Raw genomic sequence first — 13,352 nt, forward strand, 5'->3', positions numbered from 1 at the left:
CCAGCAAGAACCTGCGTTTAAAGAGCGAACAGGTCATGCCAGGACAACCCATTTTCGTGCTGAATTGAACAGTGAAATATACCGCACCAGAGGCTTTTCCGATTGGACAACATTTGGGCCTTAGCTTCTAAGAAAACCCGAGGGGTCACTGGTGAATAGGTATATTTAGCAATATGAAGGGTGGCGGGTATTATCGATGCTCCGCCGCAATTGTGCCAGTAAACCCATGCGCTGGCAGCATATTCCAGGATCCCACAGAGGCCGGATGCCTCAAACGGAACCATCACCAATCCAGGGAGGATGTAATGAAATTCAAATCAACTCTAACCGGCCTGCTGGCGGCAACAATGCTTGCCAGCGCAGGCACGGCACAAGCTGAAACACTCCGGCTTCTGACCTGGGGATCCTATGCTCCGGATGAACTCATCCAGAAATTCGAAGCCGAGTATCCTGATATCAAGGTCGAGGTGACTTTCTCCAACAACGAGGAAATGATCGCCAAACTGCGCGCCACCGGCGGCGCTGGTTTTGACCTTGCTCAGCCGAGCCATGACCGCATCTACGCGGCTCAGCTGGAATACGACATCTACAAGCCGCTTGATCTTTCCAAGATCGACACGGACGTGATGGAAGCCAAGCTTCTCGATGGCGTGAAGGAAAACACGACTATTGACGGCGAAGTCTATGCTGTTCCGCACCAGTGGGGCACATCCGGTCTGATGGCCGACAAGACCAAAGCACCGGATTTCAAAGGCTGGGGCGATCTTTGTGACCCGGCTTACAAGGGCAAGACGTCCATGCGCCTGAAGCGCACGATCTTGCTCGGCACCGCGTTCTCCATGGGCGAAAACCCGTTCGACGCTTACTCCGATCTTGAGAAGTACCAGGGAATTCTCGACAAGGTTGCCGACAAGCTCATCGAATGTAAGGCCAACATCAAAGCCTACTGGAAGGGCGGCGATGACCTCAGCGCTATGATGCTGTCTGGCGAAATCGTGGCCTCGGAAACCTGGGACTCCACTGCTTACAAGCTGTTTGACCAGAACCCGAACATCACCTTCATTCCGCCGGAAACAGGTGCTTTGGCCTGGATCGACACGTTCGCATTGCCGCGCAAGAGCAAGGCCGATGATGCAGCTTATAAGTGGATCAACTTTGTGCTGCGCCCGGAAAACGTGACCCTGATGTCCGCAAGCACCGGTGCGATTGCAGCTGTAAAGGGTGGCAAGGATCTTCTGCCGGAAGACAAGAAAGCAGCTGTGAACGCGGCCTTCACCGATGCCGACATCGACAACCTGAAGTTCTTCGCCAACATTCCTCCGGGTGTGGAAGACATGGAAGGTAAAACCTTGGAGAAAATCAAGGCAGCTACAGGCGGCTAAGCAACCGGCCACTCCAAATATTGGCGGCAACAGAACAAATGCTGCCGCCAATTGGCCAATTTGCCGTAGAGCCTAGGCCTAATTCTCGGGGGATGCCGCCATACGGTGTCCCCCCACCTTTCTTCACTTCTCCAGAAGCGTCCAAAACAATGACAAATACTCCCCAATACGACCTTGAATGCGCCGGTGTGACCAAGAACTTCGGGTCCTTCCAGGCTGTCAAAGGCGTCTCCTTCGACATCCCAAGCGGTTCGTTCTTTTCCATTCTTGGTCCATCTGGCTGTGGCAAAACCACTTTGATGCGTATGATTGCCGGATTTGAGGAGCCCACATCAGGCGACATCAAGATCAAGGGCAGGTCCGTTCTCGGAACGCCACCAAACAAGCGGAACGTCAAGATGGTGTTCCAGCATCTGGCCCTGTTTCCGATGATGAACGTCTATGAAAACATCGCTTACGGTTTGCGCTGTACCGGCATGAACAACGCGGACATCAAAAAGAAAGTACACGATGTCCTGGAGCGAATTGCGCTTCCAGATGTCGCGGAACGCGAAATCCATCAATTGTCCGGTGGACAGAAGCAGCGGATCGCGATTGCCCGCTGCATGGTGCTCGACCCGGACGTTTTGCTCCTCGATGAACCGCTGGGCGCGCTCGATCTGAAGCTGCGCGAAGCCATGAAAATCGAGTTGAAGCTGCTGCAGCACCAGTTCAACACCACGTTTATCTACATCACACACGACCAGTCCGAAGCCTTGGTCATGTCCGACAACGTTGCCATCATGAACCAGGGCGAATTCGAACAGATCGGCACCCCGCAAGAGCTTTATCACAAGCCAAAGACGGCTTTCGTCGCGGGCTTTGTTGGTGACAGCAACCGCTGGTCCGGCACCGTCAAATCGAGCGACGGCAGCGGCGGAAAGGTCGAAACCTCCCAAGGCCTGCCGATGAGCTTTTCCGCAGCTGGCCAGAACACGGTCGCGGAAGGCTCCAAGGTCGACATCTTCGTGCGGCCGGAATTCATCCACACGGTCCGGGCATCGGAAACTGGATCTGGTGGCATGGAAGGCGACAATCAGATGGATGGTGTCGTTGACAGCCTTCTTTTCAACGGCGCCAACAGCCGGGTTCTGGTCCGCTCCGGCAACGGGGAGTTGATTGAATCTGATGTCACGCTGACCGGCCACAATGACATCAAACCGGGTGAAGAGGTCCGCTTGATCTGGTCGTCGAAGCAGGCCATGTGCTTTGCGCACGAGGAGCGTGCCTGATGCAAAAGGACATCAAACGCCTCTCTTTGATCCTCTTGTTTGCGCCCTTTGCGCTCTGGATCATTCTTTTGATCATTCTGCCACACATTGGCATGGTGATCCTGTCTCTCAAGGAAAAGGTTGCGCCGCGTGTCTACGAATACAGCTTCGCCAATTACCTTGAGTTCATCAACGAACCGATCTACTGGAACACGCTTCTGCGCACTGGATCGATGTCACTCCTGGTGACAGCGCTGGCGCTGCTGATCGGCTTTCCAATCGCCTACTACATTGCAAAAATCGCAGGGCCACGGGCGCGCGGCGGGCTCTTTTTGCTCTGCCTCATCCCGCTTTGGGTGAGTGACCTGATCCGCTCGTTCGGCTGGATTCTTTTACTGCGGGAAACCGGCGTGATCTCGAGTTTTCTTGTCTGGACCGGTGTTATCGGAAGCCCGGTGGAGTTCCTCTACAACGACGTCGCGGTGATTATCGGTCTCGTCTACACCGTCATCTTGTTCATGATTGTTCCGCTTGTCTCTACGCTCGACGGGATGGACAATTCCATGATCGAGGCGGGATACAATCTTGGCGGTAACGGCTTCACGGTGCTGCGCAAGATCATCGTGCCATATGCGATGCCAGGGATCGTTGCCGGCTGCATCGTAACGTTCATGCTGACGGCTGGGTCTTACCTCACGCCGATCCTGCTTGGCGGCAAGAATTCCAGCTGGTTCACGGAGCAGATCTACAACCAGTTCATCACCCGGTTTAACTGGGAAGGCGGCGCGGCCTTCGGCATGTTGCTGCTTTTGTTCACCTCCATCGTCATCTGGCTCGGCTTGAAGCTGAGTGGTCAGACGCTGGCCAACACTGTTGCCAAGAGCTGAGGAGGACGATCATGCTTGCGACAAACAAGACAACGCCGTTCCTCGTTGGATACCGGCTTTACGTACTGGCCTTCTTCATCTTTTTGGCTGCTCCGCTAATTTCAGCCGGCGCCTTTGCCTTCAACGACAGCTTGTTCCCGGCGTTGCCGTGGCAAGGCTTTACCCTGGACTGGTTTTTCTCCGACACGGAGCCAAAGCTCGGCATGTTCCATGACCGGCGGCTTCTTCAAGGTCTCTACTATTCGTTCGTGATAGCGATCTTTGTGGCCGCACTTTCGGTGTTCGTTGGCACGACCAATGCGTTCCTCTTTGTTCGCGGAGACTTTCCAGCCAAGAACTTCTTTTACATTCTCATGGTCGTTCCGCTGGTGATCCCGGGCGTTATCCTTGGCATCTCCATCCTGGTGCTTGCCAGCGACACGGCGAACTACGTTGAGAACCGGTTCGACCTGGAACTGGAGTTCCTGCGCCCAGGCATGCTTCTGGTGGTCTTGGGCCAGTTCTCCTTCATTGCGACCATCACCTCTCTTGTGATCACCGCCCGGTTGAAGAAATTCGACGAAACCATGGAAGAGGCCGCGTTCAATCTCGGCGCCAGCCGGGCCCGGGTGCTCCGCACGATCACCCTGCCCTTTCTGCGTCCGGCGATGATCGCAGCGGGCATCGTTGCCTTCCTGGTGTCGTTTGAAAACTTCAACACGACACTGTTCCTGGTCGGCTCCGAGGCTCCGCTCACCATCACCATGTATGACCGCATGGCCAAGGTCGGCTCGACGCCGGTCTTGAACGCCGTGTCGTTCTTCCTGATGGTCGGGTCCGGGCTGCTGGCTCTGCTGACCGTCCTGATCCAGCGCGACAAGAACGCGTAAGGCGGAGACATCATGGCTGAGTTTGACTTTGTCATCGTCGGCGCCGGTTCTGCCGGTGCCGCCGTAGCAGACCGCTTGTCCGAAAGCGGCAAGTATTCGGTCTGCGTCCTGGAGGCTGGGGGTTCGGATCTGAACTTCTGGATCTGGGTGCCGGTCGGTTACGGCAAGGCGTTTTACAACAAGCACATCAACTGGATGTACCATACCCAGCCGGATCCGGGCTTGAACAACCGCGAAGGGTATTGGCCGCGCGGCAAGGTGCTTGGCGGGTCCAGCTCGATCAACGCCATGGTCTATATCCGCGGCCAGCACGCAGATTTCGAAGACTGGAAAGCCATGGGCAATCCGGGCTGGGGTTGGGACGATGTTCTGCCCTACTTCAAGCGTTCCGAAACCAACGATGCCGGCGCGGATGAGTTCCGCGGCGGTGACGGCCCGCTGCATGTTTCCAGCGTGGACAAGCACGCACACCCTCTGTGTCAGAATTTTTTCCGGGCCAGCGAACAGGCCGGTTTCAAGTTCAATCCGGATTTCAATGGCGCGGACCAGGACGGTGTCGGTCACTACCAGATCACGACCAAAGGCGGTTTTCGCATGTCGACAGCCCGGGCGTACCTGTCCCGGGCGAAAAAGCGGCCGAATGTCACCATCCTGACAAAAGCCCTCACCAAGCGTGTCCTTCTGGACGGCAACCGGGCAACTGGCGTCATCTATGACAAGGATGGTATAGAGCGGACAGTCACTGCGCGCCGCGAGGTCATCTTGAGCGCGGGAGCCATCAACTCGCCGCAGATCCTGATGCTTTCGGGTATAGGAGACGGCGCAGAGCTTCAAGCCAAGGGTATAGAGCCCAAAGTCCAGAGCGCAGCCGTTGGCAAAAACATGCAGGACCACCTCGGCCTTGATTATCTCTACAAGTCCAAGGTTCCGACCCTGAACCAGCAGCTCTACCCGTGGTGGGGCAAGCTGGCCCAGGGCATCCGGTATGTTCTGACCCGCGGCGGTCCGCTCTCTATCAGCCTCAATCAGGGCGGCGGGTTTGTGAAGAGCAATCCGGAGTGCGAACGGCCGAACATGCAGCTCTACTTCTCTCCGGTCAGCTACACAAAGGCGCCAAAGGGACAACGCCCACTTATGAACCCGGATCCTTTCGCTGGTTTCCTGTTCGGAATGCAGCCGACCCGGCCGACAAGCCGCGGGTATGTTGAGCTGATGTCTTCAGATCCTTATGAGGGATTGGCCATCCACCCGAATTCCTTGAGCACAAATCATGATTGCAAGGAGATGATCGAGGGATGCCGGCTGTTGCGGAGGATCGCGGCGAGCCCGGCACTTCAGGAAGTCATCGAGACGGAAATGACCCCCGGCCCGGAGGTTCAGACAGACGAACAGATGTTGGACGATGTGCGCGACCGCTGTTCGACAGTCTTCCACCCGGTCAGCACATGCCGGATGGGACCGGACAGATCGGACAACGTCGTAGATCCGCGTTTGAGGGTTTACGGTGTTGAGGGCTTGCGTGTTGTCGATGCCTCTATTTTTCCGACAGTCACATCCGGCAACACGAATGCCCCGGCGATCATGGTCGGCGAAAAAGGTGCAGATCTTATTCTGGAAGACGCCAGGTCAGCATAAGGAACGAGCAGCATGGGAAGCGATGTGTTTGCGGCGCACTACAAGACAACGCCCTATTGGCAGGACATTGCGCCCAAGGTTTCTCTGCCCGAGCAGGAACTTCCAGATGAAATCGATGTCCTGATTATCGGGGCTGGCTACACCGGCTTGAATGCGGCACTACAGACCGCCTCCGAGGAGCTGGGCACGCTGGTGATCGATGCCGAACACCCCGGTTGGGGCTGCAGTCTCAGAAACGGCGGCCAGCTCTCAACCAGCCTGAAGCCCTCATTTAGCGCATTGTCGGGACGCTACGGAAAGGAACTGGCAACCGCGCTTTGCCAGGAAGGCCAAGCGTCTCTGGATTACATGCATCAGCTATCAGCAGACGGTCTGGATATGGGGTTGAAGGAGGTCGGCCGGTTTCACGGGGCCCACAAGCCGCGTCTTTACGACAAGCTCGCAAAGGAAGCTGCAACGGGGCATCCGGTTTGGAAGCCAGACGCCTTCATGGTTTCAAAGGAAGACATGGCCTCTGAGCTCCGCACGGAGGCCTATCACGGCGGCATCGTCTACCCGCATCATTGCAGCGTTGATGTCTCAAAATATCATCCAGCGCTACTGAAGCGGGTCCTGGAAACCAGCGCTCACGTCATTGGCGATTGCCGGGCTTTGTCCCTGGAGCGGACCGGATCTGGTTTCAAGGTGCTGACCGACCGCGGCGAGATCCGCGCCGGGAAGGTCATTCTGGCCACAAACGGCTATTCCGGTCCCCTATCGCCATGGCATCAGCGTAGGGTTATCCCGATCGGGTCTTATGTCATTGCGACCGAAGCGCTGCCAACAGAGCTCGTGGACCGTCTGTTTCCAACGGACAGGATCCTCTCTGATACACGGAAGCTGGTCTATTATTACCGGCTGTCGCCGGACCGGAAGCGCGTTCTGTTTGGCGGCCGCGTCTCCTTGAGCGAAACCGATCCCCGCAGCAGCGCGGTCAAGCTGCACCAGGACATGTGCGCCCTCTTCCCAGAACTGCGGCCGTTCAAGGTCAGCCACGGCTGGATGGGCTTTGTCGGCTATACGTTCGACACGCTCGCTCATTGCGACGAAGATAAAGGTCTGTATTACGCGAACGGCTACTGCGGGTCGGGTGTTGGCATGGCGAGTTATCTGGGCATGCGTATTGGCCAAAAGGCCGCCGGGCGGGAGACTACACCGTCGGCCTTTGAGATGATCCCCAACCCGACACGCCCGTTCTACACCGGGAATCCCTGGTTTCTGGCACCCTCGGTCATGGTCTACCGGATCCGCGACCGGCTGGGTCTCTAGGGAGGTCAATAATCCCCGCTGTTATACCCTGTCGGCAACGCTTATTGGCCCAGAATTGAAGTTTTGCATTTTCCGGAGCGGATTTCTCAAAATCGAAAACGGGCTCATGCAAAACTGTAACACCGCTTGCATCGACATCGATACTGCGGCTATCTCATTGAAATAACTAATTTCTTACATGAACATTCTGTAAGGTAAGTGGCCCATTCCCTGCAACTGCCTCCTTCGATTGCATCCTTCGTAAGAAATAAGGAGACAGGAAATGGCAAGTTTGCCCGCAACGCGTCCCATGATCGGGACGGATGAAGACGATACACTTGTCGGCACCCGGCATTCGGACGTCATGTCCGGTCGCTTTGGGGATGATGTGATGTCCGGCAACAACGGAAATGACGAAGTCTGGGGTGGCACCGGGGACGATATCCTCTACGGCAACAACGGCAACGACATCCTCTACGGCTCCGGCGGACCGGATCTAGTTGAAGTTACCGGCATCGAGATCGTGGATGATCATCCGGTGTCTGTCGTGTTCGAAGGTGAAACAGCCGGCTATCGAAACACTTTCGGCGACTACAAGATCCAGGAAGATGGACTGATCACAGACGTCGAGATCTTGTGGCCCAATGCCTCGTTGCAAGGAAGCGGCGGCAATTTGATCCAAGGTGAAAGCCGGGAATACCTGGATGTCCAGGCCGGTGACACGCTCGGTTTCTTCATTATCTCCAATGGCTACAGCCTGAACAATGGCTATCAGGGCTTGGACCTGGACGTTCGGCAGGACGGTGAAAACGCCCCGCAGTTGATGTTCAAGGATGCGGATGGCAACCAAGCCACCATCCACAGTGATGGCCCGCGGCTGTATCATATCGCGGCGGACGGCACAGAGACGATGATCCGGACCAACCCGTATCATACCGCGGCTTTCGGCGAGACCGTTGATTTGAACCCGGATGGCATACTGCACACCACCGGCGTCCTGAAAGCCGATGCCGGAACAATCACGCTCGGGTTTGAAGACCTTTACAACGGCGGCGACCGGGATTTTGACGACAGCGTCTTCACCGTGGATATCGGGGTGCAAAACGCACTGGTCCTCAATGCGCATTATCAGCAGGACGACAGCGGCACCGATCCGGACCCAAGCCATGAAGGTGTCGGCAGCCAAGTTGTCGAAATCGAACGGTCTGACAACGACATCCTTGTCGGCGGCGACGGTTCCGACGAGTTGCACGGCCGGTCCGGCAACGACGATCTGTCCGGCAACAATGGCCACGACGATCTGCATGGCGGGTCCGGGGACGATAACCTGAGGGGAAACTCCGGAGAGGATGACCTTTATGGCAACTCCGGCAACGACACTTTGAACGGAGGCAACCACAACGACAAACTGAACGGCAACAACGGTAATGATGCCCTGTACGGGGAAGCCGGCAACGATGAGATGATCGGCGGCACCGGTGACGACATGCTAGACGGTGGTAACGGCGATGACAGCCTCATTGGCGGCTCGGGCGTCGACAACCTCAGTGGCGGCTACGGCAATGACGAACTCAAAGGTGGTGCTGGCGACGACACGCTCGATGGCGGCAACGATGACGACGTTCTGGTTGGCGGCTCCGGTGCTGACACGATGATCGGCGGCTACGGCAATGATGATCTGAAAGGTGGTGCCGACAACGACACCATGGATGGTGGCCATGGAGATGACAGTCTCATTGGTGGCTCAGGCGATGACATCATGACCGGAGGTGCTGGCGCGGATGTACTGAAAGGCGGCTCCGGCAACGACGAACTGAGTGGTGGCAGCCATAACGACGAACTGTACGGCGGTCATGGGGACGATACGTTCTATGGCGATGCCGGGAACGACATGATGCATGGCGGCCGGGGCAACGACACCGTTGATTACTCCGCCTTTGACGTGGATCTCTCCATATCCCTTCACAACAAGAAGGCTCATGGTCTTGAGATCGGCACCGATACCATCAAGTTCATCGACAACATCGTCTCTGGTGGCGGAGATGATATCCTGAAGGGCTCGAGAGACGCCAACGTGATCGAAGCCGGTGCCGGTGACGACACCATCCGCTCCCTCCAGGGCGCTGACACACTCACAGGCGGCGAAGGCAGCGATACGTTTGTCTACCGGTCCTACGATTTGTCAGGTGGTACAGACACGATCACGGATTTCCTGATCGGCACTGACAAGATCGACCTGAGCCAGATGCTCCACTCCTTGATCTCCTATGTCACCGAAGCCGTGAATGGCGAGGACGGTGAAGGTAGCGGCGGTTCAAGCGAGGTAGGCACGACAACAATCGACTATTCAGCCGCGCTTGCGCGCCTGGACGTCGATGTGGCTGGTGAAGACTTGACCCTCCTGGTCGACCGCCAGGGCAACGATGCCTATCAGGAGGTCTGCACGCTGATCGGTGTCGGTAATCAGACAGTGTCGGCCCTGCACGACAACGACTGCTTCATCCTCTAAGCAAATCAAAAGACCGGGTCGCGTTTTGAGAAAAACGCGGCCCTTATTGTTTTTGGTCCTGTACGGTTTTTGCAAATTCGGAAGCGCCAAAGGACCGCGCTCAGGTTTCCAAGGTTCCCATTTTGCAAATCCCGGCTTTCCGCCCAAAGTGAACTTCTTTTTTTTAGGTATATTTTTCAATTAGTTAATTCATATCTCCAAAATAGACATCGCCTCTGATCGTCCCTCCAACAGTTTGGCATCGCCCTTGCGAACAGATGGGTGTCGTTGAGATCAAAGGTTGCAAAAGTGGACATCATTCATGAAAGGCCCAGCCAAAGGCTGCACTACAGGGTAACAGCGCCGATGCGCGTCACCCTTGGTGATCAGACTTTTGATGCTGCGGATTGGGGGCTCGGCGGTTGCCGGATCTCCGGCCTTTCGGCACCGCTTCCTGAGGTCGGATCGGACCACACTCTCTTGTGCACCCTGCCGTTCCAAGGCTTCAACATCACCTTGAAGGCGAGTGCCGAAGTCGTTCGTTCGAGTGAAGACACCAAAGAAGTCGCTTTTCGCTTCGTGGAATTAGGCGAGCGGGAAACCGCTTTGATGCAACACTTTGTCGAGGATCTCGTCCGCGGCAAGATGACAGACGTCACCGACACAATTGTTCGCATCGATACACCGGTCACGCCGGTGCCGACCAAACCGGACCCAAATCCAGCACAAGAAATCCCTGTCCGCCGCAGGCCGATCAAGCAGATCGTCATGACGCTCTTCTATTTCGTCCTTGGCATTGCAGTCTTCGGGTATGTCGGGATCTACATTTTCGCAACGCTCTTCCGTCTGGAAATCTCGACCGCAGTCGTCAGTGCAGAACGTTATGAGGTCACGGCACCAGCAACCGGACGGCTTACAGGTCTGAACCTGCGCACCGGTGATATTGCAGCTTCTGGAGTTCCGATCGCCTTCATGGAGAACGATGCTCTGATTTCCGAAATCCGGAAAGCCGAAACCGCGCTTATGCAGGCGCAAGTGGAACTCTCCGAGCACAAGCTTTATTTGCAAGTCGAAGCCGATCGCGAAAATGGCTACAGCCTCGTTGCAGCCAATGATCTGCGCCAGGCCCGCGCTGAAACGGTCACACTGGACCTTGCGGTTGAGACCGCACGTGATCGTTTAGACAGATATGAAACCCTGTTTGAACAGGGCTATCTGAAACGGGATGTACTCGCGACGGCACAGCTTGAGCTGGCTACAGCCAAGAGCGCGCTTGAAAAGCACATCATTCACGTTGCCGAGTTGGAAAAACTGGGCGCTGAAGGCGGGAACATCGGCATCCTGAACGGCGACAAGTTCAGCGGCCTCAAGGCCGAACGCATTGCCGAAGTGGCCCGCTGGCAGCAGGAAGTCGACTTCCGCACCAAGCTTTTGGAAGAGCTGCGCGCTCAACCGGAAATGATGCCGGTGACGGTTGGCTCCAATGCCGCTGTTGTGGATGTGATTGCAGCCGATGGTCAAACGCTCAAAGCCGGTGCCCCGCTAATGGTTCTGGAAGAAAGCGATCACCGGGTCATCACAGCCTTCCTGACCCAGGAAGAAATCACTCAGGTCCGCAAGGGCAGCCCAGCTCGCATTTATGTGCCAGCAGAAGACCGCTGGATTGAAGCAACAGTGGACATGATCAGCCGCACAGACGGTTTCATCGATGAGACCACACAAATGCACCGGTTCAGGGCACCAGATGCGCGCTCTGCAAAGGTCGATCTGGTCGCAAAAGAGGGCGCCCTTCCCCAGTCTGGAACACCCGTCACCGTCTACTTTGAGCGGTACCGCGCAAACAAGGTCTTGCGGCTGATCTCAGGCTACATCGGAGACGCGACATGAGCCGGTCCCTGCAACAAGATTTCAACGTCGATGAAATCACGCATCAACCGAAGGGTTTGGCCAAATGGACACCGTTTGCGCTGTTCCAGATCAGCCTTTACTTCGGCCTTTGCTTTGTCGGGTTGACCACCTTTGAAAACGTCTTCTTCAGCCCGGCGACGAAACAGATCACCTTTGTCATCGGGATCCTTGGCATCTGGCGCTATGGCTGGTGGTTCACTCACGCTGTACGGGCGTGGATCTATGGCAGGTTTGTCTACCCCTCCATGCGGGATGCCGGAAAGAAGGTGTGGGATGACGGCTGGCGTCCCCGCCACCTCCACTTCATGATGACGACCTATAAGGAACACCGGGACATCACGGAAAAGGTGATCCGGTCGATCTGCCGCGAAATCCAAGACGCCGGTGTTCCGGGCACGATCTGGCTCGGCTCCGGCGACCGGTATGACGAAGACCTCATTTCCAATCTTCTGGCCCGCGAATGGTCCGACCTCGATGTGACCCTTCATGTCGTCCGGCAGAACCAGCCAGGCAAGCGTTTGGCGATTGGTCTCGTTTTGCGTGCGATGAGCCGGGGTGATGTGGAAGACGACGACCTGATCATCTTCATGGATGGCGACTTCATCCTGGCCAAAAACGCTGTTGGTGCATGCCTGCCGCTTTTCAAACTCTACCCGGATCTGCAGGCCTGCACGACGGATGAAGAAGTGCTTTGCATCGGCCCGCGCTGGATTGCCAACTGGCTGACCATGCGCTTTGCGCAGCGCCGGCTGGCCATGCAATCCCACTCGCTCTCCGGCCGGGTTCTGACCCTGACCGGACGGATGTCCGTTTTCCGGGCGAACCACCTGACCAAACTCAAGTTTATCCGTCTTCTAGAGGCAGACCATCTGGAACACTGGCTGTGGGGCAAGTTCCGCTTCCTGTCCGGAGATGACAAGAGCACCTGGTACTACATGCTCCAATCCGGCTGCCGCATGCTCTATGTGCCCGATGCCATGGGCTACACGGTTGAAGTCATTGAAGGTTCGGGCATGGACCGGATGGTTCAGAACTTCCGCCGCTGGTCTGGCAACATGCTGCGCAATGGTTCTCGCGCTCTGGCATTGGGGCCGGGCCGGATGCCGTTCTTTATCTGGTGGTGCCTTCTGGACCAGCGCGTTTCCATGTGGACCATGCTGGTGAGCCCGGTGCTTGCTGTCTGCACCACGTTTCTCTATGACCCCTTCTACATCTTCGGATATGTGGTCTTTATCTGCATAACCCGCATGCTGCTGTCGCTGTTTCTCTACCAGTACGCCCGGAAAGTCGACCTCAGCTATCCGTTTATTCTCTATTTCAACCAGCTGATAAACGCGTCGGTGAAGGTCTACTGCATCTTCCGTCTGTCGAAACAGCGCTGGTCCAACCGCGGTGACCAACGTGCGGGTGAAGGCGACGGGCTCATCGCCACTCTTCAGAACCTCATGGCGACTTATCTCACACTTCTTTATGTGACGATGCTGTTTGTCGGTGTGTGCTTGATGGCTGGTCTGATCGAACCACCGAGTGGCCTTATGATCGCCAACGTTCTCGGACTGCCGGCCTGAGTGGCCGGCTGTTCCCGGACAATGCAACTGTTTTCGGGGGGACGGGAAATGTTCCACTCTCCGAGGCAGAAATACGGC

The 13,352-nt window shown here is 56.4% G+C and carries 9 protein-coding genes; all 9 read left to right on the plus strand.

What is annotated here, in order from left to right:
* Nucleotides 1-305: 305 nt before the first annotated feature.
* The 9 genes from AC0J4F_RS18120 (at nt 306) to AC0J4F_RS18160 (ending at nt 13,274) form a co-directional block, all read left to right on the plus strand.
* Entirely contained in the window at nt 306-1,382 is a 1,077-nt protein-coding gene (locus AC0J4F_RS18120) for an extracellular solute-binding protein (RefSeq protein WP_209175783.1), read from the plus strand.
* Nucleotides 1,383-1,531: 149 nt separating this feature from the next.
* Nucleotides 1,532-2,653 carry an ABC transporter ATP-binding protein gene (locus tag AC0J4F_RS18125; protein WP_473024244.1) on the plus strand — a complete coding sequence of 374 codons (1,122 nt, stop codon included), beginning with the start codon at nt 1,532-1,534 and terminating at the stop codon, nt 2,651-2,653.
* The gene (locus tag AC0J4F_RS18130) at nt 2,653-3,519 is read left to right on the plus strand and encodes an ABC transporter permease (RefSeq protein WP_209175785.1); all 867 of its coding nucleotides are present in this window, start codon (nt 2,653-2,655) and stop codon (nt 3,517-3,519) included. The genes AC0J4F_RS18125 and AC0J4F_RS18130 overlap by 1 nt, the downstream gene beginning before the upstream one ends.
* An 11-nt stretch (nt 3,520-3,530) precedes the next feature.
* The gene (locus AC0J4F_RS18135; RefSeq protein WP_473024245.1) at nt 3,531-4,388 is read left to right on the plus strand and encodes an ABC transporter permease; all 858 of its coding nucleotides are present in this window, start codon (nt 3,531-3,533) and stop codon (nt 4,386-4,388) included.
* 12 nt (nt 4,389-4,400) lie between these two features.
* Entirely contained in the window at nt 4,401-6,023 is a 1,623-nt protein-coding gene (locus tag AC0J4F_RS18140) for a GMC family oxidoreductase (protein ID WP_473024246.1), read from the plus strand.
* Nucleotides 6,024-6,035: 12 nt separating this feature from the next.
* Nucleotides 6,036-7,331, plus strand: coding sequence for an NAD(P)/FAD-dependent oxidoreductase (locus AC0J4F_RS18145; RefSeq protein ID WP_473024247.1), 1,296 nt, complete (start codon nt 6,036-6,038; stop codon nt 7,329-7,331).
* Nucleotides 7,332-7,593: 262 nt separating this feature from the next.
* Entirely contained in the window at nt 7,594-9,819 is a 2,226-nt protein-coding gene (locus AC0J4F_RS18150) for a DUF4114 domain-containing protein (RefSeq protein WP_473024248.1), read from the plus strand.
* 345 nt (nt 9,820-10,164) lie between these two features.
* On the plus strand, nt 10,165-11,685 hold the full coding sequence (locus tag AC0J4F_RS18155) for a hypothetical protein (RefSeq protein WP_473024249.1): 1,521 nt from the start codon (nt 10,165-10,167) through the stop codon (nt 11,683-11,685).
* Nucleotides 11,682-13,274: a glycosyltransferase gene (locus AC0J4F_RS18160; RefSeq protein WP_473024250.1), complete on the plus strand. Its 1,593-nt coding sequence runs from the start codon at nt 11,682-11,684 to the stop codon at nt 13,272-13,274. The genes AC0J4F_RS18155 and AC0J4F_RS18160 overlap by 4 nt, the downstream gene beginning before the upstream one ends.
* The last annotated feature ends 78 nt before the right edge of the window (nt 13,275-13,352 follow it).

The sequence above is a fragment of the Roseibium sp. R5 genome, assembly GCF_055755305.1.

Excerpts from the sequence above, each read along its gene's own strand:
- AC0J4F_RS18160 (WP_473024250.1), top strand. The coding sequence starts at position 11,682 with ATGAGCCGGTCCCTGCAACAAGATTTCAACGTCGATGAAATCACGCAT.
- AC0J4F_RS18145 (WP_473024247.1), top strand. The coding sequence starts at position 6,036 with ATGGGAAGCGATGTGTTTGCGGCGCACTACAAGACAACGCCCTATTGG.
- AC0J4F_RS18140 (WP_473024246.1), top strand. The coding sequence starts at position 4,401 with ATGGCTGAGTTTGACTTTGTCATCGTCGGCGCCGGTTCTGCCGGTGCC.
- AC0J4F_RS18155 (WP_473024249.1), top strand. The coding sequence starts at position 10,165 with ATGCGCGTCACCCTTGGTGATCAGACTTTTGATGCTGCGGATTGGGGG.
- AC0J4F_RS18150 (WP_473024248.1), top strand. The coding sequence starts at position 7,594 with ATGGCAAGTTTGCCCGCAACGCGTCCCATGATCGGGACGGATGAAGAC.
- AC0J4F_RS18125 (WP_473024244.1), top strand. The coding sequence starts at position 1,532 with ATGACAAATACTCCCCAATACGACCTTGAATGCGCCGGTGTGACCAAG.
- AC0J4F_RS18120 (WP_209175783.1), top strand. The coding sequence starts at position 306 with ATGAAATTCAAATCAACTCTAACCGGCCTGCTGGCGGCAACAATGCTT.
- AC0J4F_RS18135 (WP_473024245.1), top strand. The coding sequence starts at position 3,531 with ATGCTTGCGACAAACAAGACAACGCCGTTCCTCGTTGGATACCGGCTT.
- AC0J4F_RS18130 (WP_209175785.1), top strand. The coding sequence starts at position 2,653 with ATGCAAAAGGACATCAAACGCCTCTCTTTGATCCTCTTGTTTGCGCCC.